Origin of the sequence: Mesorhizobium sp. B2-2-4 (assembly GCF_006442375.1) — a bacterium.
Lineage (GTDB): Bacteria > Pseudomonadota > Alphaproteobacteria > Rhizobiales > Rhizobiaceae > Mesorhizobium.
The window spans coordinates 344,445-369,860 of sequence record NZ_VFWB01000003.1; the positions used below are offsets into that span (position 1 = coordinate 344,445).

The following is a 25,416-nucleotide window of genomic DNA, read 5'->3' on the forward strand; positions in this document are numbered from 1 at the left end:
CCGGCTTCGGCGGCGCGTAGCTCTAGATGTCGTGCTTGCGAATGTTCTTCAGCATCTTCTGCAATGTCGCGATCAGCGCGGCGTATTCGGCGTCGTCGACATCGTCGAACATGGCCTCGAAAGCGTCATGCATGGCCGGCCAGGCGCGGGTGAACTCGGTGCGGCCTTCGTCGGTCAGGAACACATGGCGGATGCGACTGTCGCTAACCCCCTGCTCGCGCCGCACAAGCCCCTGCCCCTCAAGCGTGTCGAGCGTGCGGCTCAAGGTGGACTGCTCGATCACCGTGTAGACCGAGAGGTCGTTGACGGTGACGCCGTCGGTGACCGACAGCACCGCGAGCGCCCGCACCTGCGAAATGGTCAGGCCCTGCTTGCGGAAATCGTCGCGCAAGGTGGCGTTGTAGCGGCCCATGATGCGGTTCATCAGATAGGGCGCGAATTGCTGCAGGCCGATCTGACCCAAGGTCGATATGCGCTGGCGCTTTTCCGCGATTTTCTGCTCCATCATAGTCTCCCCGCCAGGAGAAAGCCGGAGCCGCCGCCGAGGCCCGCGCCCGGATGGGTCGAGGCGCCGATATGGTAGAGGTTCTTGATGCCGGTCTGGTGATTGCGGCTGGTCTTGAACGGCCGCCACAGGAAGGACTGGTCGACGGTCGAGGACCCGCCATAGGGGTCGCCGCCGACCAGATTGATGTTCATCGCTTCGAGATCAGCAGGCGAATAGGCGCGGCGCGCGATGACGCTGTCCTTGAAGCCATCGATATGACTGGCAAGGATCGCTTCGGCGCGATCGGCATAGGCCTCGCGCAGCGCGTCGGTCCATTGCCCGTCCGCCGGCGCCTGCAGCTTGCCGGCGGCATCACCCTTGATGTGACGGGGCGCCTCGGGCAGTTGCAGCCACAGGATCGCCTTGCCTTGCGGGCAACGCGAGGGATCGAGCGCGTGCGGCTGGCCGACGCAGATGGTCGGCACTTCGGGCAGCATGCCCCGCACCGCCTCGTTGCAGGCCTTCGATACCCCGTCCAACCCAGGCGTCAGATGCAGCAGCGCCACCTCGTCCAACCCCTGGCCTCGCCATGAAGGCGGCTCGTCGAGGGCATAGTGGATCTGGAAATTGCCTTTGCCGTAGCGGTATTTTTGCGTCGCCTCGATGTCATTCCTGGGGCTGCCGCTGCCGAGCAGCCGATCGTAAAGCTGCGTTGGCGTGACCGAGCAGATGACGCTCTTCTTCGCATGGACGGTTTCGCCCGAGGCCAGCCGCACGCCGGTGGCGCGACCTTCGGTCAGGATGATCGAGGCAACGTCGGCCTCGGTGGAGATGACCCCGCCGCGCTCTTTGACAAGCGCCTCGAAGGCCGACAGCAGGTTCTTCGCCCCGCCCTTGACGATCGGCGCGCCCGCAGCCTCCAGCGCGAAGGCGATGACCTTGGCGATCTGGCCGGAGAAAGCATCTTCCGGCCCAAGTCCGGCATGCAGGACCCACGGTGCCCACAGCGCGCGTATGGTTTCGGACCGATAGGTGCTTTCCAGCCATCCGCGCGCCGGCACCAACGCATCGCCGAGAAAGGCGGCCAGCCCGCGCGGGCTCCGCCGCCAGGCATCACCGGCGAGCAGCTTCGCCGTCGGGTAGGTCCACAGGCTGCCGCCGAGCAGGCCGAACAGCAGCCCGGCATTGCGCTCGATGCCGCCGACATCCTCGGCGTGCCGGTCGCCGTCGCCTGCGGCGATCGCATTGAAGGCGGCGATGTTGGCGGCGCGGTCGGTGCTGAGCACGGCATGGTTGCCGTCGGGCCGCAGCACCCCCGTCGGGGTGGCCGCGTGACAGAACTCCAGGCCATGCCGGGCCAAGTCCTTGCCCAGCGCCGCGTAAGCCGGCGAGGTAATGAACAGCACGAAGGTCGTCGCCATCACATCATGGATGAAACCGGGCGCGGTGATTTCCTCGGTGCGCATGCAGCCGCCAATGCGGTCGTTGCGCTCCAGCACGAGTACCTTGGCGCCCTTGCCGCCGAGCAACGCCGCGCAGACCAGCGCGTTGATGCCGCTGCCGACGATGATGTGGTCGGGGGCGTTCATTGGCGGTTCCCCGTGGGCAGCGGATAGGCTTGGGAGGTCAGTCCTCTACGGCGCTCCCCTCTGTCCTGCCGGACATCTCCCCCTTTTGGGGGGAGATTGGCTGTCATCACCGCTTTCGCCAATCTCCAACGTTGCAGGAATGAGAGGGGCGCCGAAGCTGCCAATCTCCCCCCTTGAGGGGGAGATGTCCGGCAGGACAGAGGGGGGCGCCGTAGGGCGCGAGTGCCGCCAACCTGCCTCCCGATCGCATCGCCCGCGCGCATGATCTTCTCCCGAAGATCCACTTCGCCCTATTTGCCCGGCACCAGCGCCAGGGCGCGGATCGGGCTGCCGGTGCCGTGCTCGATCTTGAGCGGCGCGGCGATCAGGATGGCGCCCTTCGGCGGCAACTGGTCGAGGTTGCACAGGCTGGCCAGACCATAGCGGTTGGCCTTGTGCATCAGCGTGTGGGCCGGGAATGGCGGCTCCATGCCGCCGGCCTTGCCGGCATCGGTGCCGATCGTCTCCGAGCCCCAGCCCTTGATGTCCTTGCTGATCAGGAACTGGATTGCTTCCGCCGTCGGGCCGGGCGTGTGTGGGCCGGTCTCGTTGGCGTTGAGGAATTCGGCTTCCGAGCCGTTGCGCTTGTACCAGTCGGTGCGCATCACCACCCATTCGCCGGCGTTGATGGCGCCATGCTTGGCTTCCCACGCCTTGATGTGATCGACGGTGAGCAGGAAATCATGGTCTGCGGCGGCTTCCTTGGAGCAGTCGATGACATTGACCGGACCAATAAAGTTCTGCGCCGGAATGGTGTCGGTGGCGCCATCCGGATAATCCTTGCCGCTGATCCAGTGCTGCGGCGCGTCGAAATGCGTGCCCGAGTGTTCGCCGAGCTTCAGCCAGTTCCAGGCCCACCAGGGACCATTCTTGTCGTAACGGGAGATGTTATGGATCTCGACCTTCGGCGTGTCGACGGCAAGTTCCGGCGGCAGCTTGATCAGCGGCGTGTCAGGACCGAGCGGCGCCGACAGGTCGACCACCTTGATGGCGCCTGAAAGAAGCTGGCCGGCGACTTCGCCGAGGAGTTGTTGCGTGTCCATGGTCTCTGTTCCCTCTTGTCTGATGTGCTGAAGGCTCGTCTCGGCCCTTAATATCCTACTAGACGAAAACATATGCATCTGCAATTATCTTTAAGCATAAAGGAAATGGGTGCGGGGCGTGAGCGAGTTCGACGCCATCTTTGTCGGGGCGGGCCACAACAGTCTGGCTTGCGCCGCGCATCTGGCACTCAAAGGCTGGAAAACCGGGGTTTTTGAGCGCAGTGCAACGATCGGCGGCGCCGTCCAGACCCGCGAGTTCACGCTGCCGGGTTTTCGGCACGATTTCGGTGCGATGAATCTGAGCCTGTTCGCCGGCTCGGCCTTCCACCGGAAATATGCAAATGAATTGAACGCCCACGGGCTGGAATTCGCGCCGGTCGCCGACTGTTTCGCCAGCGCCTTCCCGGACGGACGCTGGTTCGGCGTCAGCAACGATCTGGAAAAGACGGCCGCGCGCATGGCTGCCTTCTCCGCCGCCGATGCCGCCACGTGGCGCAAGCTGGTCGCCGCCTTCCCGGCGGAAGCAGAGCATCTGTTTCGCCTCTTGGGGTCACCGATGAGCGCCCGCGCCCTTGCCGGCACGGTGTGGAACCTTTGGCGCAAGAAGGGCCTTACCGGCGCGCTCGATACCGGGCGCCTGCTGCTTTCCTCGCCCCGCGCGTGGCTGGAGGAGACTTTCGAGTCGCCCCATGTGCGGGCGACGCTCGCCACCTGGGGCATGCATCTCGACTTTGCGCCCGACATCGCAGGCGGTGCCGTGTTCCCTTATCTGGAATCCATGGCCAACCAGAGTTTCGGCATGGTGCTGGGCAAGGGCGGCGCCCACACCATCATTCGTGCCTTATCGGGGATGGTCACGGGCGCCGGCGGCAAGATCTTCACCAACGCCGAGGTGGCCGAAATCACGGTTTCGGCCGGCAAGGCGACGGGTGTGCGGCTCAAGTCCGGTGAGACGCACACGGCCACCAGGGCGGTCATTGCCGGCGTTGCACCCAAGGCGTTGGCCGGCACGCTTTTGCCCAACGGTTCCGGCGACGCCGGCTTCGACACGGCGATGCAAAAATTCCGCCACGCGCCGGGCACCATGATGATCCATCTGGCGCTGGACGATCTGCCGGACTGGCGCGCCGGCGCCGAGTTGCGGCAGTTCGCCTATGTGCATCTGTCACCGTCGCTCGACGCCATGTCGCGCACCTATCAGCAGGCGATGGCGGGCGTGCTGCCGGACGAGCCGGTGCTGGTCCTCGGCCAACCAACCGCGGTCGATCCGTCGCGCGCGCCTCAAGGCAAGCATGTGCTGTGGGTGCAGGTGCGCATGCTGCCGGCAGAAATCCTTGGCGACGCCGCCGGCAAGATCGCGCCCGCGCATTGGGATCAGGTCAAGGATCGCTATGCCGAGCGCGTGCTCGACATCGTCGAAACCTACGCGCCCGGCCTGCGAGCCAAGATCCTTGACCAGGCCGTATTCTCGCCCATCGACCTCGAGCGCGAGAACCCGAACCTCGTCGGCGGCGACCAGGTTTGTGGTAGCCACCACCTGGCACAGAATTTCCTGTTTCGCCCGGCACGCGGCTACGCCGGTTGGAACACGCCTGTGGCCAATCTGCATCTCACCGGTGCCGCCACATGGCCGGGCGCCGGCACGGGTGCCGCCTCGGGCTTCATGCTGGCGCAACAGCTTGGCGGGAAGTAGCAGCCGAAAGGCATTGGGGTGGAGCAAGGCAAGGTACGGTTGCCCAGGGACCCCACTGATCAAACAACGAAGCCGTGCACGGAAAACAGAAAAACCAACAAGGGGAACGACCATGACAATCAACAGACGCGAATTGCTCGGATACGGTGCCGCCGCACTCGGGGCGACGGCCATCGGCCTGCCGAAGATCGCCGGGGCGGCGGCCGGCGAACTGACCATCGCCTACAATGTCAACCTGCCGTCCTGGGATCCGACCACCGGACCTTCGGCGGTCAACCCGACCATCCAGGGCCTCTACCAGTCGGTGTTCGATCAGTTCATCCCGCAGAAGCCGGACCTGTCCTTCGCGCCGGGGCTGCTCACCGAGTGGGGCTGGAATGACGACCGCACCAAGATCATGATGACGGTGCGCGAGGGCGTAACCTGGCATGACGGCTCGCCGTTCACGCCCGAGGACGTGGTCTGGTCGTTGCAGCGGGCCGGCGATGAAAAGACCGGCAACCCGATCCAGTTCGTGTGGAAGAACGTCAACAACTTCAAGATCGAGGGCAACAAGATCACGGGCGATGTCGTGCAGTTCGACCCGGTCTACTTCAAGTGGATGTCGTTCCTCACGGGCTACATCATGCCGAAGGCCTATTACGAGAAGGTGGGCGCCGAAGGTTTCGAAAAGGCTCCGATCGGCACCGGCCCGTACATGGTCGAGAAGTTCGAACGCAACGCCTTCCTGCGGCTGAAGGCCAATCCGAAGTACTGGGGCGGCAAGCCGGCATTCGAGAACGTGACGATCAAATTCGTCACAGACGCGGCGAGCCGTGTCGCCGAAATCGAGTCCGGCTCCTCGCAGGTGACGCTCGAGATTCCCTATGAGGAGTATGACCGCCTGATCGCCAAGGACGGCCTTGCCGGCTCGATCAAGAATGTTTCCGACATCGGCATGATCTTCTTCAACGACGTCGAGGCGATGCTGGACAAGAACGTGCGCCAGGCAGCCGTCATGGCGGTCGACAAGGAGCTTCTGGTCAAGCGGCTGCTGCGCGGCTACGGCCAGCCGCTCGCCACGCTGGAAACGCCGGAATACGCGGCCTACGACGCGTCGATCAAGGTCGAGCACAATCCGGAAAAGGCCAAGCAATTGCTGGCCGCTTCCGGCTATTCGCCGGAAAAGCCGGTCAAGTTCACCATCCAGACGACCAAGGGCTTCAAGCCCAAGGACTATGAGATGATCCAGGCGATCGTCGGCATGTGGCGCAAGGTCGGCATCGAGGCGACGATCGAGGTCTACGAGATCGCCAAGCACTACGAACTGCGCGCCGCCGACAAGCTGGCGCCGGCGGCCTTCTACAACTGGGGCAACGCCATCGGCGACCCGACCACCTCGACCGGCTTTGCCATGTATGGACCGAGCCCGCACTCGGTGTGGGACAGCCAGGATCTGATCGACATGATCAACCCGCTGTGGGGTGAGAAGGACGAGGCCAAGCGCATCGCCGGCTGGAAGGCGGTGGACAAATACATCGCCGAGCAAGCCTATGTGCTGCCGCTGATGCAGTATGCGCAGCCGATCGTGCATGCCAAGGGCGTCAACGTCGTGCAGCATGTGTCCGGCGCGCTGTTGCCGGCCCTGATGACCCCGGCCTGATATCGGCCGGGCTTGCCGCGCGCCGTCCATAGCGACGGCGCGCATCTTCTTTCGGCATACGAGCCTCCGGGCTCCAGCAAAGATTTACATGCTCCTGCAACGATTCCTGATCCGTCTTTTGACGATGCTGATCACGCTGTTCGGCGTGGCGGTCGTCGTCTTCGTCGTGATCCGCATCGCTCCCGGCGATCCGATCGCCATGATGCTGCCGCCCGGCGCGACCGATGTCGACATCGCCCGGCTGCGGGCGCTCTACGGCCTCGACAAGACGATTGTCGAGCAGTTCTTCATCTGGCTGTCCGGCGTCGTCAAAGGCGATTTCGGCACCTCGATCTCGCTGCGGCAAGACGTGCTCGGGCTTGTCTTCAACCGGCTGCCGGCAACGCTGGAACTCGCCATCGTCGCGCTTATCATGGCGGTGGCGATCGGGGGGACGATGGCCATCCTCGGCGCCCGCGAACGAGGCACGGCGGTGGAAGCCGGCATCGACATCGCCAGCGGGGCGGCACTTTCCATTCCCGACTTCCTCTGGGGCCTGGTGCTGATCCTGCTGTTCGGGGTGCTGGTGCCGATCTTCGACATTTCCGGCCGGGTCTCGCCGCAACTCGACCTGCCCTTCGTCAGCCAGTTCTATCTGTTCGAAAGCTTGCTTCGGCTCCGCCTCGATCTCACATGGGATCTCCTGAAGCACATGCTTATGCCGGCAGTGGCGTTGGCATTGCCGCTGGCGGCGATCATCTCGCAGCTACTGAAACAATCGCTGAAGGAAGTGCTCGACCTCGACTATGTCGTGCTGGCGCGGGTGAAGGGTTTTTCGGAAACGCAGGTCATCCTGCGCGAGGCGCTGAAGAATGCCGCCCTGCCCACGCTGACGCTGGTCGGCGTGCAGTTCACCTTCCTGATCGGGGGCACGGTCATCGTCGAGCGGCTGTTTTCCTATGAGGGTCTCGGCAACATGGCGATCGACGCGGTCATCAACCGCGACCTGCCGCTGATCCAGGGCATCGTGCTGGTCTTCGCGCTGTTGTTCGTGCTGATCAATCTCGCGGTGGATATGATGTACGCCCTGCTCAATCCGAGGCTGCGCCATGGATGAGAGCCGCATCTCGAGACACGGCTCAAGCGCCAGGCTTTGGCTGGCCGGCGGCTGGCTGCTGCTGGTGCTGCTGGCGGCGATCCTGGCGCCGCTGGTCGCGCCGCGGGACCCGCTTGCGCAGGATCTTATGCTCGAACGTTTGCCGCCGTTCTGGCTCGATGGCGCGGAGCCCGGCTATTGGCTGGGCACCGACAGCCTCGGCCGAGATCTCTTGTCACGCCTGATCTTCGGCGGGCGCATCGCCTTCATCGTTGCCTTCGCCGCCGCCAGCGCCGCCTGCCTTGTCGGCTCGACCCTGGGCTTGATCGCCGGCTATTTCGGCGGCTGGGCCGACCGCATCATCTCGCGCATCGTCGATGTCTGGATGGCATTCCCGCCGGTGCTGTTCGCCATCCTTTTGGTTGCCGTGCTCGGCACGGGTTTGAGCTCTGTCATCCTGGCGATCGCGATCATCGACTGGACGCGTTTCTGCCGGGTCATCCGCGCCGAGGCGATGGGCCAGTCGCGCATGGACTATGTCGAGAACGCCCGCATCGCCGGCTATGGCCGCATCGGCATCATGCTGCGCGAAGTGCTGCCCAATGTGGTGCCATCGATCGTGGCGCTGCTGTCGCTGGAAATGGGCATCGCCGTCATCGTCGAGGCGATCCTGTCTTTCGTCAACCTGTCGATCTCGACCGACGACCCGACCTGGGGCGGCATCATCGCCGAGGGCCGGCTGTCGATCCACCAGGCCTGGTGGGTGCTGGTATTCCCGCTGATCACGCTGATCCTGACCGTGCTGTCGTTCAGCCAGTTCGGCGAGGCGCTGAAGACACGTTTCGATCCGGTGCTGCGATGAGCGCCTGTCTCGATATCAAGGAGTTGAGCGCCGTGCTGCCGAACGGCCAGCGCGTGCTGCGCTCGGTGTCGCTTGCCGTGCAGCCCGGCGAAGTGCGAGCACTGGTCGGTGAAAGCGGCGCCGGCAAGACGATGATCGGCAAGGCGGTACTTGGCGTCTTGCCGTCGAGCGTGCGCATCGTCGAGGGCGATATGCGGCTCGAGGGCGAAGACCTCGGCAAGCTCAACCCGAAGGCACGGCGCACGCTGATCGGCGCGCGCACCGCACTGATCCCGCAGGATCCGCTGACCGCGCTCAACCCGTCGCGCCGCATCGGCCCGCAAACGACCGACCGGCTGGTGCGCATCCTCGGCTGGAGCGGCGAGAGGGCCGAAACCCGCATCCGGCAATTGCTGGACGAGGTGCAGATCCGTGACCCCGACCGGGTACTGAAAAGCTACCCGCACGAGCTTTCCGGCGGCATGCGCCAGCGCGTGCTGATCGCCGCAGCCTTCGCCGCCGAGCCCCGGCTGATCGTCGCCGACGAGCCGACCACGGCGCTCGACGTCACCGTGCAGAAGCAGATCCTGCGGCTCATCGCTGCGTTGCAGCGCGAGCACGGCACGGCGATCCTGTTCGTCACCCACGACCTCGGCGTCGTCTCCAAGATCAGCCAGAAGGTCTCGGTGCTCTATGCCGGCAAGGTCGTGGAAGAGGCCGAAACAGCTGCCCTCTTCGCGGCACCGCAGCACCCCTACACACGGGCACTGATGGCGGCAACGCCGCGCTACACCGATCCCCTCGCCTCGCTAAAGCCGGTCGACGAGGCAGTGCTGGCCGGGCTTGCCGCGGAGATTGCGGCCGCGGACCAGGCGTGGAGGCGACCGCATGGCTGAGCCGCTGTTTTCCGTGCGCGGCCTGAAAGTCGCGCTGCCCGACATGACCCGCAAGCCGCTGATCGGCCGCGCGCCGCTGGCGGAAATCCTAAAAGGCCTGGACTTTGACCTGCCCAAGGGATCGGTGACCGGCATCGTCGGCGAGTCCGGATCCGGCAAGTCGACGCTCGGCCGTGCCCTGGTACGACTGCTGGAGCCCAGCGCCGGCAGCATCAGCTTCGAGCGCCTCGACATCACGCATCTGCCGGAGGCGGAGTTGCGGCCGCTGCGCCGCGATTTGCAGATGATCTTCCAGGATCCTATGTCGTCGCTCAACCCGCGCCGCACCATTGCCAGCATCATTGCCGCGCCGCTGAAGCAGAACGGGCTTGGCGACAATCTCAGGGACCGCGTGGCCGAGGCCTTGCAGCGCGTCGGCCTGCCGCAGAGCTTCGCCGGCCGCTACCGCCACGAACTGTCGGGCGGCCAGCGCCAGCGCGTCGGCATAGCGCGCGCGCTGGCGCTGGCGCCGAAATTCGTGCTGGCCGACGAGATCGTCTCCGGCCTCGACGTCTCGACGCAGGCGCAGATCCTCACCCTTCTGGAGAAACTGGCGGAGGAGATGGGGCTGACGGTCGCCTTCATCAGCCACGATCTGTCGGTCATCCGGCGGCTGTGCCGGCAGGTCATCGTCATGCGCGAAGGCAGGATCGTCGAAGCGAGCGCGACGGACGCTCTCTTCGAAAATCCCCGACAGACCTACACGCGCGACCTGATCGCGGCCATCCCACTGCCCGAAATCGACGACGGCTGGCTGGATATTCCTTCCGCTGCCAAGGCTCCGACATGAATGCATACGCACGCCGAAAAGCGGGCTCGGATGTGCGACCGGCCAATGACAAAGCCCCGCCAAATGGAGGAGAAACTGACATGAAGACAACAATTCGAAATGCAGCACTCGCTGCCGCCATCCTCGGCAGCACCGGTATGGCGGCAGCAAGCTCGATCCCCGGTATGCGCGGGCACGACCACACCGGCATCACGGTTCCCGACATGAAGCAGGCGGTCGATTTCTTCACCGACGTGGTCGGCTGCAAGAAGGCGATGTCGTTCGGCCCGTTCGCCGACGACAAGGGCACCTTCATGCAGGATCTTCTCGGCGTCGATCCGAAGGCTGTCATCGAGCAGGTCACCATGGTTCGCTGCGGCACGGGGTCGAATATAGAGCTGTTCAAATACACCGCGCCGGACCAGAAGGACCTGACACCGAAGAACAGCGACATTGGCGGTTTTCACATCGCCTTCTATGTCGACGACGTCGCGGCGGCGAAAGCCTATCTCGAGGCCAAGGGCGTAAAGACCAGGTTGGGGCCGCTGCCGGTCAAGGAAGGACCCGCCGCCGGCCAGACCATCCTTTACTTCCAGGCGCCTTGGGGCTTGCAACTGGAAGCGATCAGCTATCCCGACGGCATGGCTTACGAGAAGAGTGCCGAGACGGTGCTGTGGAGCCCGAAGAACCCGGAAAAGTGACCCCACGGACCGCGCGTGCGGCGATGCGCGAGCGCGCGGTCCGCTATTTCGCATAATCGTTTCGGCATAAAACTTTAAGCTTGAAATATCTTGGCCCCGGCGCGATACTGAAATCAAGCAAGCGAAGAGGAGATCGCACAGATGAAGGTTGCGGTTCTCGGCGGCGGACCAGCCGGCCTTTACTTCGCCATTTCGATGAAGCTGAGGGACGCCGCGCACGATGTGACGGTTTTCGAGCGTAATCGCGCCGACGACACGTTCGGCTGGGGCGTCGTTCTGTCAGCCGAAACGCTTGAGAATCTGGCCAGGAACGATCCGGTCAGCGCCGTCTGGATCAAGAAGCATTTTGCGTATTGGGACGACATCGCCGTGGTCCATGACGGCGTGCGCACTGTATCCTCAGGCCACGGCTTCTGCGGCATCGGCCGCAAGCGGCTCTTGATCCTGTTGCAGCGGCGCGCACGCGAGCTCGGTGTCAAGCTGGTGTTCGAGACCGACATCGCCGATCCCCGGCCCTATATGGAGACGCATGACCTGGTCGTCGCCGCAGACGGGCTGAATTCCAGGGCGCGCAACAGCTTCGTCGACATCTTCAAGCCCGACATCGACACGCGCAAATGCAAGTTCGTGTGGCTCGGCACCCACCAGAAATTCGACGACGCCTTCACCTTCATCTTCGAAAAGACCGAGCATGGCTGGGTGTGGGCGCACGCCTACCAGTTCGACAGCGACACCGCGACCTTCATCGTCGAGTGCAGCGAACAGACCTGGGCCGCCTTCGGCTTCGGCGCCATGACGCAGCAGGAATCCATCGCCGTCTGCGAGCGCATCTTCGAAAAGCATCTTGGCGGCCACAAGCTGATGACCAATGCCAACCACATCAGGGGTTCGGCCTGGATCAATTTCCCGCGCGTGCTGTGCGAGCGCTGGTCGTTTGAGAATCTGGCGCTGATGGGCGACGCGGCGGCCTCAGCCCATTTCTCGATCGGCTCCGGCACCAAGCTGGCGCTGGAAAGCGCTGTCGCGCTGGCCGAGTATGTCGAAACCGAACCGGACCTAAAGGCCGCCTTCCGCAAATATGAGGACGCGCGCCGCACCGAGGTGCTGAAGCTGCAGTCGGCGGCGCGCAACTCGCTCGAATGGTTCGAGGAGGTCGAGCGTTATCTCGGCCTCGATCCGGTGCAGTTCAACTATTCGCTGCTGACCCGCTCGCAGCGCATCAGCCACGAAAACCTGCGGCTGCGCGACGCGGAGTGGCTTGAAAGCGCGGAGGAGTGGTTCCAGCGCCAGGCGGGCGCCGGCGCCAACAGACTCCGTCGCGCCCCGATGTTCGCGCCCTTCCAGCTGCGCGACATGCGGCTCAACAACCGCGTGGTCGTGTCGCCGATGGCACAATACAAGGCTGTCGACGGCTGCCCGACGGACTGGCATTTCACGCACTATGCCGAGCGTGCCAAGGGCGGCGCCGGGCTCATCTATATCGAGATGACCTGCGTCAGTCCGGAAGGGCGGATCACGCCCGGCTGCCCGGGCTTCTATGCGCCCGAACATGAGATGGCGTGGAAACGGCTGGTCGGCTTCGTCCATGCCGAGACCGAAGCGAAGATCTGCGCGCAGATCGGCCATTCCGGCGCCAAGGGCTCGACACGGGTTGGTTGGGAAGGCACCGACGTGCCGCTGGCGGCGGGCAACTGGCCCGTCATGGCGGCATCGGCGGTGGCGTGGTCACCTGAGAATCAGGTGCCGAAGGCGATGGACCGCGCCGACATGGACAGAGTGCGCGACGGGTTCGTGGCTTCGGCTGAGATGGCCGACCGCTGCGGCTTCGACATGCTCGAGATCCACGCCGCGCACGGCTATCTCCTGTCGTCCTTCATCACGCCGGTCACCAACCGGCGCACGGATGCGTATGGCGGTTCGCTGGAAAACCGCATGCGATATCCCCTTGAAATCTTTCGCGCCGTACGCGCCGCCTGGCCGGCGCAGAAGCCGATCTCAATGCGCATTTCGGCCAATGACTGGGTCGGCATCGAAGGCGTAACACCCGCCGACGCCGTCGAGATCGCGCGGCTGTTGCATGAGGCCGGCGTCGACATTTGCGACGTCTCGGCAGGACAAACTTCGGTGCTGGCAAAGCCGGTCTATGGCCGCATGTTCCAGACGCCGTTTTCCGACCGCATCCGCAACGAGGTCGGCATGGCGACGATGGCGGTCGGCAACATCTATGAGCCGGACCATGTCAATTCGATCCTGATGGCCGGCCGCGCCGACCTGGTGGCGCTGGCACGGCCGCATCTCGCCGATCCCTACTGGACGCTGCATGCGGCGGTGGCGCTCGGCGACCGTGGCGTCAAATGGCCCGATCCCTATCTGCCCGGGCGCGACCAGATCTACCGGCTGGCCGAACGCGATGCCGCAGCGGGGCTGAAAGTATGACGGCCGCCGCGATGATCGCCGGCAGCCATGCCCTTGTCACCGGCGGCGGGTCTGGTGTCGGCCGAGCGATCGCTCTGGCGCTGGCTGGTGCCGGCATCGACGTCACCATATGCGGCCGCCGCGAGGCGGAGCTGGCCAAGGTGGCTGGCGAAAGCAAAGGCGTTTTCGCCATCACTGCCGATGTCACCAATGAGGCGGCGATGGCATCGCTTTACGAGACGGCGGAGGCCGCGCGCGGGCCGTTCGACATCGTCGTCGCTAATGCCGGCATGGCGGGCAGCACGCCGGCGCACAAGACCACGCTGGCCGACTGGCAGCGGACGCTGGACGTCAACCTGACCGGCGCTTTCCTGACGGTGAAGCCGGCGCTCGCCGGCATGGCCGCGCGCAGGGCGGGCCGCATCGTCTTCATCGCGTCTACCGCCGGACTGAAAGGCTACGCCTATGTTGCGCCTTACGTGGCGGCCAAGCATGGCGTCGTCGGCCTGATGCGGGCGCTTGCCGCCGAGACGGCGAAGTCCGGCGTGACCGTCAACGCGGTGTGCCCGGGTTTTGTGGAAACCGAAATGCTGGAGGAGTCCATCCAGCGGATCGTGGAAAAAACCGACCGCTCGGTGGAGCAGGCGCGGGCGAGCCTTGCCGCGACCAATCCGCAAGGCCGCTTCATCCAGCCGCAGGAAATTGCCGCGGCCGTGCTGTGGCTGTGCGGCGATGCGGCAGCGTCGATCACCGGACAGGCAATTTCGATCTCAGGAGGCGAAACATGGTAGCCGGCCCCCTGCCCGCGCCGTCGGGACCCGGCAAGGACCGCTTGCGGCTGTGGATCAGGCTGCTGCGCGCCTCGCGCACGATCGAGGCCGAACTGCGCGAGCGCCTGAAGAAGGAATTCAACACGACGTTGCCGCGCTTCGACGTGATGGCCGCGCTCTACCGAGCGCCCGAAGGCATGCTGATGAGCGATCTGTCGCGCTTCCTGCTGGTATCCAACGGCAATGTCACGGGCATCGTAGATCGGCTCGTATCCGAGGGGCTGGTCGCGCGCGCCCGCCGCAATGGCGACCGCCGCACCTCGATGGTGCGGCTGACGGATGAGGGCTCGAAGTCCTTCGCAGTCATCGCTGCCGCTCACGAGGGCTGGGTCGGCGAATTGCTGGGCAAGGTGAGCGAGGACGACGCGCGCCGGCTGACCGGCATGCTGACCTCGTTCCGCAGCAACTGGGAGGGACGCGAATGAGCAAGATGGCCGGCTTCAAGCCGAAGCATTTCCTCTGGCAGGTCGAAGGCCGGATCGCCAAGGTCCGGCTCGACCGGCCGGAGCGCAAGAACCCGCTGACCTTCGACAGCTATGCGGAACTGCGCGATACATTCCGCGACCTCGTCTATGCCGACGATGTCGATGCCGTGGTGTTCCTGTCCAATGGCGGCAATTTCTGCTCCGGCGGCGATGTCCACGACATTATCGGCCCGCTGGTCAAGATGGACATGAAGCAACTCCTGGCCTTCACCCGCATGACCGGCGATTTCGTAAAGGCGATGCTGAATTGCGGCAAGCCGATCATCGCGGCGGTCGACGGCGTGGCGGTCGGCGCCGGCGCCATCATCGCCATGAGCTCCGACATCCGCATCGCCACGCCGGACGCCAAGACGGCATTCCTGTTCACCCGCGTCGGTCTTGCCGGCTGCGACATGGGAGCCTGCGCGATCCTGCCGCGCATCATCGGCCAGGGCCGCGCCGCCGAACTGCTCTACACCGGCCGCACCATGACGGCTGCCGAAGGCGAGCGCTGGGGGTTTTACAACAGGCTTGTAGAGGCGGCATCGCTCGAGGCCGACGCGCTCGACATGGCGGCGCGCATCGTCTCCGGCCCGACCTTCGCCCATGGCATCACCAAGACGCAGTTGAACCAGGAATGGTCGATGGGCCTCGACCAGGCGATCGAGGCGGAAGCGCAGGCGCAGGCGATCTGCATGCAGACGCGCGATTTCGAGCGGGCGTACAAGGCGTTTGTTGCCAAGGAAAACCCGGTGTTCGAGGGGAATTGAGGATGAGCAGGTTGATGGAGACGTTGGCGGGACAGCGCCCCCCTCTGGCCTGCCGGCCATCTCCCCCTCTAGGGGGGAGATTGGCAGCTTCGGCGGCGGCAGCCATCCTGCGGCGCAGGCGATTTGCGAAAGCCGAGATGAGGATCGATCTTCCCCCTAGAGGGGGAGATGTCCGGCAGGACAGAGGGGGGCGCCGTAGAGCACGGACTCTGGAGAATAGCGGAGGCAGAAATGCCTGACCGCTCCTTCCTCGACTGGCCGTTCTTCGAAGACCGTCATCGCGAACTGGCCGGGCACCTCGAGGCATGGTGCGCGAAGAACCTACCCGTCGATCACCATGACGTCGACGCCGCCTGCCGCGAGCTGGTGCAAAAACTCGGCCGGGACGGCTGGCTGAAGCCGACGGCGCTCGACACCGACAATCCGGGACCGCTCGACGTGCGCACCTTGTGCATCACGCGTGAGACGCTGGCGCGGCATGACGGGCTCGCCGATTTCGCCTTCGCCATGCAAGGGCTCGGCACCGGAGCGCTCAGCCTGTTCGGCACGCCGGAACAACAGCAATGGCTTTCGAAGACGCGCGCCGGCAAGGTCATTTCCGCCTTTGCGCTGTCGGAACCGCGCTCGGGATCGGATGTCGCCAATATGGAGATGACAGCGACCCGCGATGGTGACGGCTATGTCCTTTCGGGCGAAAAGACCTGGATCTCCAATGGCGGCATCGCCGATCTCTATGTCGTCTTTGCCCGCACAGGCGAGGCACCCGCCGCCAAGGGGCTATCAGCCTTCATCGTGCCCGGGGACAGCAAGGGCCTCGGCATCGCGGAGCGCCTGGAAGTCATAGCGCCGCATCCGCTGGCACGACTGTCTTTCGATCAGGTCCGCCTGCCCGCCTCGGCGCTGATCGGCAAACCGGGCGACGGCTTTCGCATCGCCATGTCGGTGCTCGACGTGTTCCGCTCGACCGTCGGCGCGGCGGCACTCGGCTTTGCTCGCCGCGCACTCGATGAAAGCATCAAGCGGGTGGCCGAACGCAAGCTGTTCGGCGCGCCGATGGCCGAGCTGCAGATGGTGCAGGGCCATATCGCCGACATGGCGCTCGACGTCGATGCCGCGGCGCTTTTGGTCTACCGCGCCGCCTGGACCAAGGACATGGGCGCGGCGCGGGTAACGCGCGAGGCGGCGATGGCCAAACTGTTCGCCACCGACAAGGCGCAGGAGGTGATCGACAAAGCGGTGCAACTGCATGGCGGCGACGGCGTCCGCAAGGGTCACATCGTCGAAAGCCTGTATCGCGAGATCCGCGCGCTGCGCATCTACGAGGGTGCTTCCGACGTGCAGAAGGTGGTGATCGCGCGGCAGGTGATGGGCGCTGCCTGAACAGGGCGCGTCGTCGGACTGGACTGTTTTCGAACGCGGATATTGCGGACCGATATTGGAGAGTTGAAATGCACGAGATCCTGCAGCCGGAAGGCTGGGCAAAACCGGTCGGCTATGCCAATGGCGTTGCAGCGCGCGGCAGGCTCGTGTTCGTCGGCGGACAGGTCGGCTGGAATGGCCAGTGCCAGTTCGAGACCGACGATTTCGTCGGCCAGGTGCGGCAGACGCTTCAAAATATCGTCGCGGTGCTGGCGGAGGCCGGAGCTGAGCCGCGGCACATCACGTCGATGACGTGGTATTTCACCGACAAGGCTGAATATCTGGCCAATCTCAGGGGTATAGGCGAGGCCTATCGCAAGGTAATCGGCCGGCATTTCCCGGCGATGGCCGCGATGCAGGTGATGGCACTGGTCGAGGACCGAGCCAAGGTGGAGATTCAGGCCACCGCGGTTATTCCGGAATAATCGGCCGTCGCTTCGTCATCCTGGGTGCAGCAAGGAGCGTAGCGATACGGCGCAGACCCCAGGATGAGAAATCAGGAAGGCATGGGCCAGACTATTTTCCGCGAAGGCCGGCCTGCTCCAGCAGCGGCAGCACGTGATCGCAGAAATAGGGGAGTTCCTGCGTGTAGTTGACGAAGGACAGCGCAATGCCCTGGTAGCCATGCCCGGCAATGGCGGCCATATCGGCTGCGATCGTTTCGGGCGTTCCGACCAAGGGATAGGTGCCGGCGCCGCCGGCGAAACGCTGGCGATAGCGGTCATAGGCATACGGGTCGTGCGACCGCGAGAATTCCTTTTTGCCGGCCATATGGGCATCGACCGCCTCACGGTCGGCCAGATCGACGGCATAGCGTGTGTAATAGGCCTGCGCCTCCTCCATCGTCGGCCGGCAGACGACATGCGCCACGGTGTAGACGCCGACCTCGCGGCCAGCCTTGTCGGCCCGCTCACTGATATCGGCGACATGTTTGCCGGCATCGGCCATCTCGGAAAAGGTCGTGAACAGATAGTCACATCTGGCGGCAGCGAAATCGCGGCCCGGACCGCCGAAAGCCGCGTTCATCGTCACTGGTCGCGGAACTTGCAGGCTGGCCGGCCGGCTCACGGCTTCCTTGAGACGATAATAAGTGCCCTCATAGTCGAGAGGTTCAGCCGACGCATAAAGCCTTTCCAGAATTTCGATCCATTCGGCGGCCTGATCATACCCCTTCTCGACCAGCGGCGTGCCGAACATGCCGAATTCCTTCGGGTTCCAGCCGCAGACGATGTTGAGGCCGGCACGGCCCTGGCTGATATGATCGACCGTCGCCAGCGCCTTGGCGGCGTACAGCGGATGCACGAGGGGCACATGCACGGTCATGAACAGGCCGATCTGCTGGGTGGCCACACTGAGCGCCGCCGCCCAGGTGAAGGTCTCGAACGACCATTCGCGCACCCTGTTGCGGCCACCAAAGCCGCGCCAGCGCGCAATCGGCAGCAGGAATTCCAGCCCCGCGCGGTCGGCGATCTGCGCCGCCGTCAGATTGTCGTGCCAGCTTGCCGTCCAGCGTTCAGGCACATCCGATATGGCAAGGCCGCCATCGGCATTGGTCGAGAAGACGCCGACCTTCAGTCTGTTTGGGCGGTGCAGGGGATGCGCTTTGATCATGTCCGGAACTCGCGGCGGGAGATCGACACGCTAGGCCCGCGCGAAAATATTTCAAGCCTGAAATAGCTTCGCCTCGCCGCTGTTTGCGGATATGAATTCCGGCACGACAACAAGGGGATGGAACGATGAGCGGGTTTCGCCACAAATGCATCGGCAGGGAAAGCCTCGTCGGTTCCTTTGCCGCCATTCCGCATCCCGTTGCGGTTGAGGTGATGGCGCAGTCCGGTCTCGATTTTCTCTGCATCGATTGGGAACATGCCCAGATTTCGCGCGACATGATCGAGGCGATGGTGCGCGCGGCCGACATCCATCGCGTGCCGGCCATGGTGCGCGTGCCCGGCCATGCACCGGAAGCGATCGCCGCGGCATTGGACAGCGGCGCGCAAGGCGTGCTCGTCCCGCGCGTCTCGACCGCCGCCCAGGCGCAGGCGGCGGTGAAGGCCTCGCGTTATCCGCCGACCGGCGAGCGCGGCGTCGGGCCCGGACGGGCCGCCGGCTATGGCTACCGCATCTCCGAATATCTCGCTCAGGCCAATGACAGCATCGTCGTGGCGGTTCAGGTCGAGACATCGGAAGGGCTGGCCAATATCGAGGCAATCGCCGCCGTCGAGGGCGTCGACGTGATTTTCGTCGGGCCCGGCGATCTCTCCGTATCGATCGATGCGATCGGCCTCAAAGGCGCCGACAAGCTCGCGCAAGCGATCCGCAGGATCATCGATGCGACAATCGCGCATGGCAGGACATCCGGGATCTTCTGCGCGAAGCCGCAAGATGTCGCCCGATGGGCAGCACTCGGCGCCAGTTTCTTCATCCTGGCCAGCGACACGATGCTTCTGGGGGCTGGCGCTGCTGCCGGCAAAGCCCGCGCGGATGCCGAACTGGGCAGGAGCGGCCGCTAGCGCTATCGAAAGGTATGCCAGGCGCCGCCGCTGCCAACTTTTTAAGCTTAAAACTTTTGCCTTGAAAACTGCCGCGGTTTGGATAAGCATTCCTCGATCGATGGCGACTGCCGTTCCGGACGGGCTTGCCGGACATCCATCGTGGTGCATCGGGTGGGATCAAAGGGTTTCAGTCCTTGTCGTTCATGCTGCCCCCAGTCATCCTCCAGCACGCGCCATGCGTGCGATGGCGTGCGCGCGCCAGATCCGCGATCCGCATACCGAGAGCATCGCCAACCTTGCCTTCCCGCCGATGTGCGTCTGCCGCGACCGGACAGCGCCCGACCGTATGGCAGCGAGCATGAATTGACGCCCCGCTGGGAGGTGGGGCGGCAAGAAACCGTGCGGGCATCAGCCCGCCCGATCAACAACCAGAGGGAACACCCCAGAGGGACCAACAATGAGCCTGACCCGTCGCAATCTCATCCTTCTCGCGGCCGCCATCGGCATCGCCGCCGGACCGGCAACCGCCTATGCCGCCGATGTGCTCAATGTCGGCGCCTACCCGACCAACCCGCCCTTCGAGTACAAGAACGAGAGCGGCACTTTCGAGGGCTTTGAAGTCGACATCGTCAACGAAGCGGCAAAGCGCGTCGGCATGACCACCGACATCGCCGATCTCGGCTTCCAGGCGCTGTTCGCCGCCACCACCTCGAAGCGCATCGATGTCGCCATCTCGTCGATCACCATCACGCCGGAGCGGCTGAAGTCGCAGTCGTTCACGCAGCCTTACTATGATTCCGACATGGGCATCGCCACCAAGACCGACAGCCCGATCAAGGCCGAGGCCGACCTCAAGGGCAAGATCGTCGGCGTGCTGTCCGGCTCGACCGGCGAGACCTGGGTCAAGGCGCATCAGGAGGCCGATGGCCTCAGCGACGTAAAGGGCTATGACACACAGCAGAACCTTTTGCTCGACCTCAGCGCCGGGCGCATCGACGCGGCTGTCAGCGACATTCCGGGCATGCAGTACTCCTTCACCAAGATGAAGGATCTCACCGTCAAGGAACGCATCAAGACCGGCGAACAGTACGGGCTGATGATGACCAAGGACCACCCGCTGCTCGGCAAGCTCAACGACGCGCTGACGGCAATGAAGAAGGACGGCACGCTGGCCGCGATCCACAAGAAGTGGTTCGGCAGCGACGCGCCCGCCGATTCCTCGACCGCCAAGGAAATGCCGGTGCCGAAGGCCTGAGCGGCGGCCGCCAAGGAGAACGTGCCGGCTCGAAAGGCCGGCACGTTCCGTTTGATACATAGTCTCCCGGAACCAGCGCGGCGCGGCAAAACCGCTTTCGCTGTTCCGGACCTCTGCTCCGGCGTCAAGGGACGCCAAACGGTTCGGGAAAGCCTCCCATGTCGCTGCTCGATACCTTCTTCAACGCCGACGTCATCGCGTCCAGTCTGCCGGCGCTGCTGCGCGGCTTTCTCAACACGCTGCTGCTCGGCCTGCTCAGCATCGGCATCGGCATCCCCATCGGCCTGGTGATCAGCCTGTTGCGGCTTTATGCGCCGAAGCCGCTCCGGTGGCTGGCGGTCGGCTACACCGATATCTTCCGCGCGCTGCCGGTGCTGGTCGTGCTGATCCTGATCTATTATGCGCTGCCCTTCCTCGGCATCCGCCTATCGTCCTGGGCTTCCGCCGTAACGGCCTTCGCCATCATCATGTCGGCCTATTCGGCGGAAGTGTTCCGCTCCGGCATCGAAAGCATTCCGCGCGGCCAGTTCGAGGCGTCGCAGGCGCTCGGCCTGCCGTTCCTTTTGACCTTGCGCAAGGTGGTGCTGCCGCAGGCGGTGCGCGTCGTCATCCCGCCGATGACCAGCAACTGCGTCTCGATGTTCAAGGACACCTCGCTCGCCTCCACCGTGGCGCTGCCGGAACTCCTGAAGGAAGCGACCAATGCACAGTCGCTCTATGCCAATCCCTCGCCGCTGATCGGCGCAGCCCTGGTCTATCTCATCTTCCTGTGGCCGATGGTTCGCCTCGTCAGCCTGCTTGAAGACCGTTTCAAGACCGAGAAGACGCGCTGACCGCGCCTACAATTTCCCCTCTACCGAGCACTTCGCAGGAGACGACCATGAACAAGCATCAAGCCGCCAATGCGACCGGCACTTCCGGCGCGTTCCCTGTTGAAAGAATCCGGGCGATGTTTCCGGCCTTGCAGCGGGCAGGCGACTTCATCTTCCTGGACAACGCCGCCGGCGCACAGATTCCGCAGAGCGTGCTCGATGCGGTGACCAACCATTTGGTTTCGCACAATGTGCAGCGCGGCGGCCGTTATGGGCGCAGCGTCACCGTTGACCAATCGGTCGCCGATGCGCGGACAAGCGTGGCACTGCTGATCAATGCCTACAGCCCATCCGAGATCTGCTTCGGCATGAACGCCACCTCGTTCATCCGCCTAGTCAGCCTCGGCATCGGCCAGATGCTTGGAGAGCGCGACGAGATCGTCGTCACCGACATGGACCATGACGCCAACATCGCGACATGGCTGGCACTCGAATCCGCCGGCGCCAAGTTCAAGTGGTGGCGCATGCGCGAGGACGGCAACCTGCATATCGACGATCTGCGCCCGCTTGTTTCCGATCGTACCCGGCTTGTCGCCTGCACGGTGACGGCGCATTCCATCGGCTCGATCGTCGACGTCGCTTCGGTGGCAGGGATCGCGCACGCCGCCGGCGCCGAAGTGTTCCTCGACTGCGTGCATTACGGGCCGCATGGGCTGATCGACGTCCAGGCATGGGATTGCGACTATCTCGTCTGTTCCGGCTACAAGAATTTCTCGCCGCATATGGGTTTCCTGTGGGGCCGCTTCGAAACGCTGAAGCGACTGCCGACCTTCCGCGAGGACTTCATCCCCGACGAGCCGCCCTACAAGGTCGAGGCCGGCACCTTCATTTACGAGAACGTGTCGGGCATGGATGCGGCCGTGCAGTATCTCGAGCTCATCGGCCGCAATCTTGCTCCGTCCAACAACCGCTCGCGGCGCGAAAACATCGTCGCCGGCATGGGCGCCATCCGCGACTACGAGCTGGTGCTGGCGCGCGAGATGCTGGCTGTGCTGAAGAGCTGCGGGGCAACAATCTACGGCGTTTCCGAGGAGGCCCGGATCAACGAACGCGTGCCGACCTTCTGTTTCAACATCGGCAAATTGTCGCCGCAGCGGATCGTCGAGGAAATGGCCGAGATGCAGATCGGCATTCGCGACGGCCACATGTACGCCCCGCGCCTGATGAAGCGCCTCAACCTGTCGATGGACAGCGGCGCCATCCGCGCCTCGCTGGTGCACTACAATACGGTCGAGGAAGTCAGGCGTTTCGGTGAAGCGCTGCGGGCTGTCATCGCGAAGCTGTCGTAGCGCTCGACCCTTTTCGCGAGAGAAACCGGAGGCGTGACTGCCTCCGTTTCGTCATCCACGGGCGGAGCAAGGAGCGGAGCGACGCGGCGCAGACCCGAGGATTCATGCCGTGATATGCGAGCGTTACCACGGTGCACAACCTGCTCCGCAGCGCTTTTCGGCTGAGATAACGGCATGGATCCTAGGATCTCCGCACCGCGTTGCGGCGCTCCGCCCTAGGATGACGAATTGGAGTCACGCCGCTTTCTTCTTCGCCAGCCTCGCCTTGATGCTGGCGACATCGGCGCGCGGCGTGGCGGCGAACAGCGTCCTGGTGTAGCTGTGCTTGGGGTCTGAAAAGACCTCGTCGCGCGAGCCGTATTCGACCGCCTCGCCGAAATACATCACCATCACGTCGTCGGCGATGTAGCGCACCACGGAGAGATCGTGGCTGATGAAGACATAGGTCAGCTGGAATTCGTCCTGCAGGTCGGCGAGCAGGTTGAGCACCTGCGCCTGCACCGAAAGATCGAGCGCCGAGACCGGCTCGTCCAGCACCAGAAGGCTCGGGTTCAGCATCAGCGCACGGGCGATGGCGATGCGCTGGCGCTGGCCGCCCGAGAACATGTGGGGATAGCGGTTGTAGTGCTCGTGACCGAGGCCGACCTTCTTCAGCATCTTCATGGCGAGGTCGCGCCGCTCGGCGGCCGTCTTGTCGGTGTTGATCAGCAGCGGCTCGCCCAGCACGTCGCCGATCTTCTGGCGCGGGTTGAGCGACCCGTAAGGATTCTGGAAGACGATCTGCACCTTGCGGCGCATCTCCTTGGTCAATCCGCCCCTGGCGATGTCGACCTTGTTGCCGTCGATGAACAGCTCGCCCGATGTCGCCGGATCGATGAGCGTGATGATGCGGGCGAGCGTGGACTTGCCGCAGCCGCTTTCGCCGACGATGGCGAGCGTCTTGCCCTTATCCACGGTGAACGAGACGCCCTTGACCGCGTGCACCGTGCGCGGCCCGCTGAACAGGCCGCCGCCGATATGGTAGTCGCGAACGATGTTCTTGCCTTCGAGGACGGTGGTGCTCATGCGGAGGCTCCCGCGGCCGAGGGCGCCGGCTCGAACAGCATGTCGGAAACGGTCGGCAGCCGGTCGCCGACCGCGTTCTCCGGCAGCGCCGACAGCAGCGCGCGCGTGTAGTTGCTTTTCGGGCTCTCGAACAGCGACAGCACGTCGGCCTCTTCCATCTTGCGGCCCTTGTACTGGACGATGACGCGGTCGGCGGTCTCGGCCACCACGCCCATATTGTGGGTGATCATGATCAGGCCCATGCCGTATTTGGCCTGCAGCGAAACCAGGAGATCAAGGATCTGCTTCTGGATGGTGACATCGAGCGCCGTGGTCGGCTCGTCCGCGATCAAGAGCTTCGGATTGCAGGCGATGGCGATGGCGATCATGACGCGCTGGCACTGGCCGCCCGACATCTGGTGCGGAAACGAGCTCAGCCGTTCTTCCGGATCGGCAATGCCGACGAGCTTCATCAATTCGATGGCGCGCGCGCGGCGCTGGGCGCGGTCCATGCCCATATGGAAGCGCAGCACCTCCTCGATCTGGAAGCCGACGGTGAAGCACGGGTTGAGGCTGGCGATCGGCTCCTGGAAGATCATGGAGATATCCTTGCCGACGATCTTGCGCCGCTCGGACGGGCTGAGCTTCAGCAGATCGACGCCGTCGAAGGCCATGCGGTCGGCCTTGACGGTCGCGGTGTTGGGCAGCAGCCCCATCACCGCCAGCATCGCCACCGATTTGCCGGAACCGGATTCGCCGACGATCGCCAGCACTTCGCGCGGCTCGATCGACAGGTCGATGCCCTGCACGGCCATGAACGGACCGGCGGCGGTGTCGAAGGAAACGGTGAGGTTCTTGATCTCGAGCAGGGACATGCTCACGACCTCTTCAGCTTGGGGTCGAGCGCGTCGCGCAGGCCGTCGCCGATCAGGTTAATGGCAAAGACGGTGATCAGGATGGCGAGGCCGGGGAAGGTCACCACCCACCAGGCGCGCAGGATAAACTCGCGTGCTTCGGCCAGCATCGTGCCCCATTCCGGCGTCGGCGGCTGCGCGCCCATGCCGAGGAAGCCGAGGGCGGCGGCCTCGAGGATGGCGTTGGAGAAGGACAGCGTCGCCTGCACGATCAGCGGCGCGATGCAGTTGGGCAGGATGGTGACCAGCATCAGCCTGAAATGGCTGGCGCCCGCGACCTTGGCCGAGATGACATATTCGCGGTTCTTCTCCGCCATCACGGCGGCGCGGGTGAGCCGGGCGAAGTGCGGCTGCAGCACGAAGGCAATGGCGATCATGGCGTTGACCAGCCCAGGTCCGAGAACGGCGACCAGCACCAGCGCCAGCAGCAGCGACGGGAAGGCCAGGATGATGTCCATGATGCGCATGATGAGCGTATCCACCCAGCCGCGGCAGTAGCCGGCGAGCAGGCCGAGGATGACGCCGGAGATCAGCGCCGTGGTGACGACGACGAAGCCGATGGCGAGCGAGAAGCGCGAGCCGTAGATCAGGCGCGAGAGAATGTCGCGGCCGACGGCGTCGGTACCGAGCAGGAACTGGGCGCTGCCGCCCGCCTGCCAGGCCGGCGGCGTCAGGAAGAAGTCGCGGAACTGGTCGTCCGGCGAATGCGGGGCGAGCAGCGGCGCGAAGACCGCGATCAGGATCAGCAGCGCGAAGACGAAGAGGCCGATCACCGCGCCCTTGTTGATCGAGAAATAGTGCCAGAACTCGGCGAACATCTGCAGCCGGGCGTCCTGCG

At 64.4% G+C, this 25,416-nt stretch carries 24 protein-coding genes; 17 read left to right on the forward strand and 7 right to left on the reverse strand.

Going from position 1 to position 25,416, the window contains the following annotated elements:
* Positions 1–22: 22 nt before the first annotated feature.
* The 3 genes from FJ959_RS10035 to FJ959_RS10045 all read right to left on the reverse strand — a co-directional run bounded on the left by FJ959_RS10035 (position 23) and on the right by FJ959_RS10045 (position 3,158).
* Positions 23–505, reverse strand: a complete 483-nt coding sequence (locus tag FJ959_RS10035; protein WP_140496955.1) for a MarR family transcriptional regulator — start codon at positions 503–505, stop codon at positions 23–25.
* Positions 505–2,076 (reverse strand): NAD(P)/FAD-dependent oxidoreductase, encoded by a 1,572-nt coding sequence (locus FJ959_RS10040; RefSeq protein ID WP_140629979.1) that lies wholly within the window; start codon positions 2,074–2,076, stop codon positions 505–507. Before FJ959_RS10040 ends, FJ959_RS10035 begins: the two co-directional genes overlap by 1 nt.
* Before the next feature lie 290 nt (positions 2,077–2,366).
* Positions 2,367–3,158 carry a cyclase family protein gene (locus FJ959_RS10045; protein WP_140496959.1) on the reverse strand — a complete coding sequence of 264 codons (792 nt, stop codon included), beginning with the start codon at positions 3,156–3,158 and terminating at the stop codon, positions 2,367–2,369.
* Between the two features lie 118 nt (positions 3,159–3,276).
* Between FJ959_RS10045 and FJ959_RS10050 the strand changes: the two genes are divergently transcribed.
* From FJ959_RS10050 to FJ959_RS10115, 13 genes are all read left to right on the forward strand, one after another.
* Complete coding sequence (locus FJ959_RS10050; protein WP_140629981.1) at positions 3,277–4,851, forward strand: NAD(P)/FAD-dependent oxidoreductase; 1,575 nt, start codon at positions 3,277–3,279, stop codon at positions 4,849–4,851.
* A 112-nt stretch (positions 4,852–4,963) separates the two neighbouring features.
* On the forward strand, positions 4,964–6,493 hold the full coding sequence (locus tag FJ959_RS10055; RefSeq protein WP_140556779.1) for an ABC transporter substrate-binding protein: 1,530 nt from the start codon (positions 4,964–4,966) through the stop codon (positions 6,491–6,493).
* An 88-nt stretch (positions 6,494–6,581) separates the two neighbouring features.
* The gene (locus FJ959_RS10060; RefSeq protein WP_140496965.1) at positions 6,582–7,589 is read left to right on the forward strand and encodes an ABC transporter permease; all 1,008 of its coding nucleotides are present in this window, start codon (positions 6,582–6,584) and stop codon (positions 7,587–7,589) included.
* Positions 7,582–8,430, forward strand: a complete 849-nt coding sequence (locus tag FJ959_RS10065) for an ABC transporter permease (protein WP_140496967.1) — start codon at positions 7,582–7,584, stop codon at positions 8,428–8,430. The genes FJ959_RS10060 and FJ959_RS10065 overlap by 8 nt, the downstream gene beginning before the upstream one ends.
* A complete protein-coding gene (locus FJ959_RS10070; RefSeq protein WP_140629984.1) occupies positions 8,427–9,305 on the forward strand; it encodes an ABC transporter ATP-binding protein in 879 nt (292 codons plus the stop codon). Before FJ959_RS10065 ends, FJ959_RS10070 begins: the two co-directional genes overlap by 4 nt.
* A complete protein-coding gene (locus FJ959_RS10075) occupies positions 9,298–10,134 on the forward strand; it encodes an ATP-binding cassette domain-containing protein (protein WP_140556782.1) in 837 nt (278 codons plus the stop codon). Before FJ959_RS10070 ends, FJ959_RS10075 begins: the two co-directional genes overlap by 8 nt.
* Before the next feature lie 80 nt (positions 10,135–10,214).
* Positions 10,215–10,814, forward strand: a complete 600-nt coding sequence (locus tag FJ959_RS10080) for a VOC family protein (RefSeq protein WP_140629986.1) — start codon at positions 10,215–10,217, stop codon at positions 10,812–10,814.
* Positions 10,815–10,955: 141 nt separating this feature from the next.
* Positions 10,956–13,250: a bifunctional salicylyl-CoA 5-hydroxylase/oxidoreductase gene (locus FJ959_RS10085; RefSeq protein ID WP_140629988.1), complete on the forward strand. Its 2,295-nt coding sequence runs from the start codon at positions 10,956–10,958 to the stop codon at positions 13,248–13,250.
* A complete protein-coding gene (locus FJ959_RS10090) occupies positions 13,247–14,020 on the forward strand; it encodes an SDR family NAD(P)-dependent oxidoreductase (RefSeq protein ID WP_140629991.1) in 774 nt (257 codons plus the stop codon). Before FJ959_RS10085 ends, FJ959_RS10090 begins: the two co-directional genes overlap by 4 nt.
* Positions 14,014–14,484, forward strand: a complete 471-nt coding sequence (locus tag FJ959_RS10095) for a MarR family transcriptional regulator (RefSeq protein WP_140513060.1) — start codon at positions 14,014–14,016, stop codon at positions 14,482–14,484. The genes FJ959_RS10090 and FJ959_RS10095 overlap by 7 nt, the downstream gene beginning before the upstream one ends.
* On the forward strand, positions 14,481–15,293 hold the full coding sequence (locus FJ959_RS10100) for an enoyl-CoA hydratase family protein (RefSeq protein WP_140629994.1): 813 nt from the start codon (positions 14,481–14,483) through the stop codon (positions 15,291–15,293). Before FJ959_RS10095 ends, FJ959_RS10100 begins: the two co-directional genes overlap by 4 nt.
* 231 nt (positions 15,294–15,524) lie before the next feature.
* Positions 15,525–16,673, forward strand: a complete 1,149-nt coding sequence (locus FJ959_RS10110; protein ID WP_140629997.1) for an acyl-CoA dehydrogenase family protein — start codon at positions 15,525–15,527, stop codon at positions 16,671–16,673.
* Positions 16,674–16,741: 68 nt separating this feature from the next.
* Positions 16,742–17,137: a RidA family protein gene (locus tag FJ959_RS10115; protein ID WP_140630000.1), complete on the forward strand. Its 396-nt coding sequence runs from the start codon at positions 16,742–16,744 to the stop codon at positions 17,135–17,137.
* Between the two features lie 91 nt (positions 17,138–17,228).
* Here the strand turns inward: FJ959_RS10115 and FJ959_RS10120 are convergent, their stop codons facing one another.
* Positions 17,229–18,323, reverse strand: a complete 1,095-nt coding sequence (locus FJ959_RS10120) for an LLM class flavin-dependent oxidoreductase (RefSeq protein ID WP_140630003.1) — start codon at positions 18,321–18,323, stop codon at positions 17,229–17,231.
* Between the two features lie 125 nt (positions 18,324–18,448).
* Here FJ959_RS10120 and FJ959_RS10125 point away from each other — a divergent pair, with 125 nt between their 5' ends.
* The 4 genes from FJ959_RS10125 to FJ959_RS10140 all read left to right on the forward strand — a co-directional run bounded on the left by FJ959_RS10125 (position 18,449) and on the right by FJ959_RS10140 (position 22,620).
* Complete coding sequence (locus tag FJ959_RS10125; RefSeq protein ID WP_140630006.1) at positions 18,449–19,222, forward strand: HpcH/HpaI aldolase/citrate lyase family protein; 774 nt, start codon at positions 18,449–18,451, stop codon at positions 19,220–19,222.
* A gap of 439 nt (positions 19,223–19,661) precedes the next feature.
* Positions 19,662–20,459, forward strand: coding sequence for an ABC transporter substrate-binding protein (locus FJ959_RS10130; RefSeq protein WP_140496991.1), 798 nt, complete (start codon positions 19,662–19,664; stop codon positions 20,457–20,459).
* Between the two features lie 158 nt (positions 20,460–20,617).
* Entirely contained in the window at positions 20,618–21,292 is a 675-nt protein-coding gene (locus tag FJ959_RS10135; protein ID WP_140496993.1) for an amino acid ABC transporter permease, read from the forward strand.
* 47 nt (positions 21,293–21,339) lie between these two features.
* Entirely contained in the window at positions 21,340–22,620 is a 1,281-nt protein-coding gene (locus tag FJ959_RS10140; RefSeq protein ID WP_140523731.1) for a cysteine desulfurase-like protein, read from the forward strand.
* Between the two features lie 234 nt (positions 22,621–22,854).
* Here the strand turns inward: FJ959_RS10140 and FJ959_RS10145 are convergent, their stop codons facing one another.
* The 3 genes from FJ959_RS10145 to FJ959_RS10155 are packed head-to-tail and all read right to left on the reverse strand — an operon-like array spanning position 22,855 to position 25,396.
* A complete protein-coding gene (locus FJ959_RS10145; RefSeq protein WP_140556803.1) occupies positions 22,855–23,685 on the reverse strand; it encodes a dipeptide ABC transporter ATP-binding protein in 831 nt (276 codons plus the stop codon).
* Positions 23,682–24,539 (reverse strand): ABC transporter ATP-binding protein, encoded by an 858-nt coding sequence (locus FJ959_RS10150; RefSeq protein ID WP_140497000.1) that lies wholly within the window; start codon positions 24,537–24,539, stop codon positions 23,682–23,684. Before FJ959_RS10150 ends, FJ959_RS10145 begins: the two co-directional genes overlap by 4 nt.
* Before the next feature lie 2 nt (positions 24,540–24,541).
* Complete coding sequence (locus FJ959_RS10155; RefSeq protein WP_181171969.1) at positions 24,542–25,396, reverse strand: ABC transporter permease subunit; 855 nt, start codon at positions 25,394–25,396, stop codon at positions 24,542–24,544.
* Between the last annotated feature and the right edge of the window lie 20 nt (positions 25,397–25,416).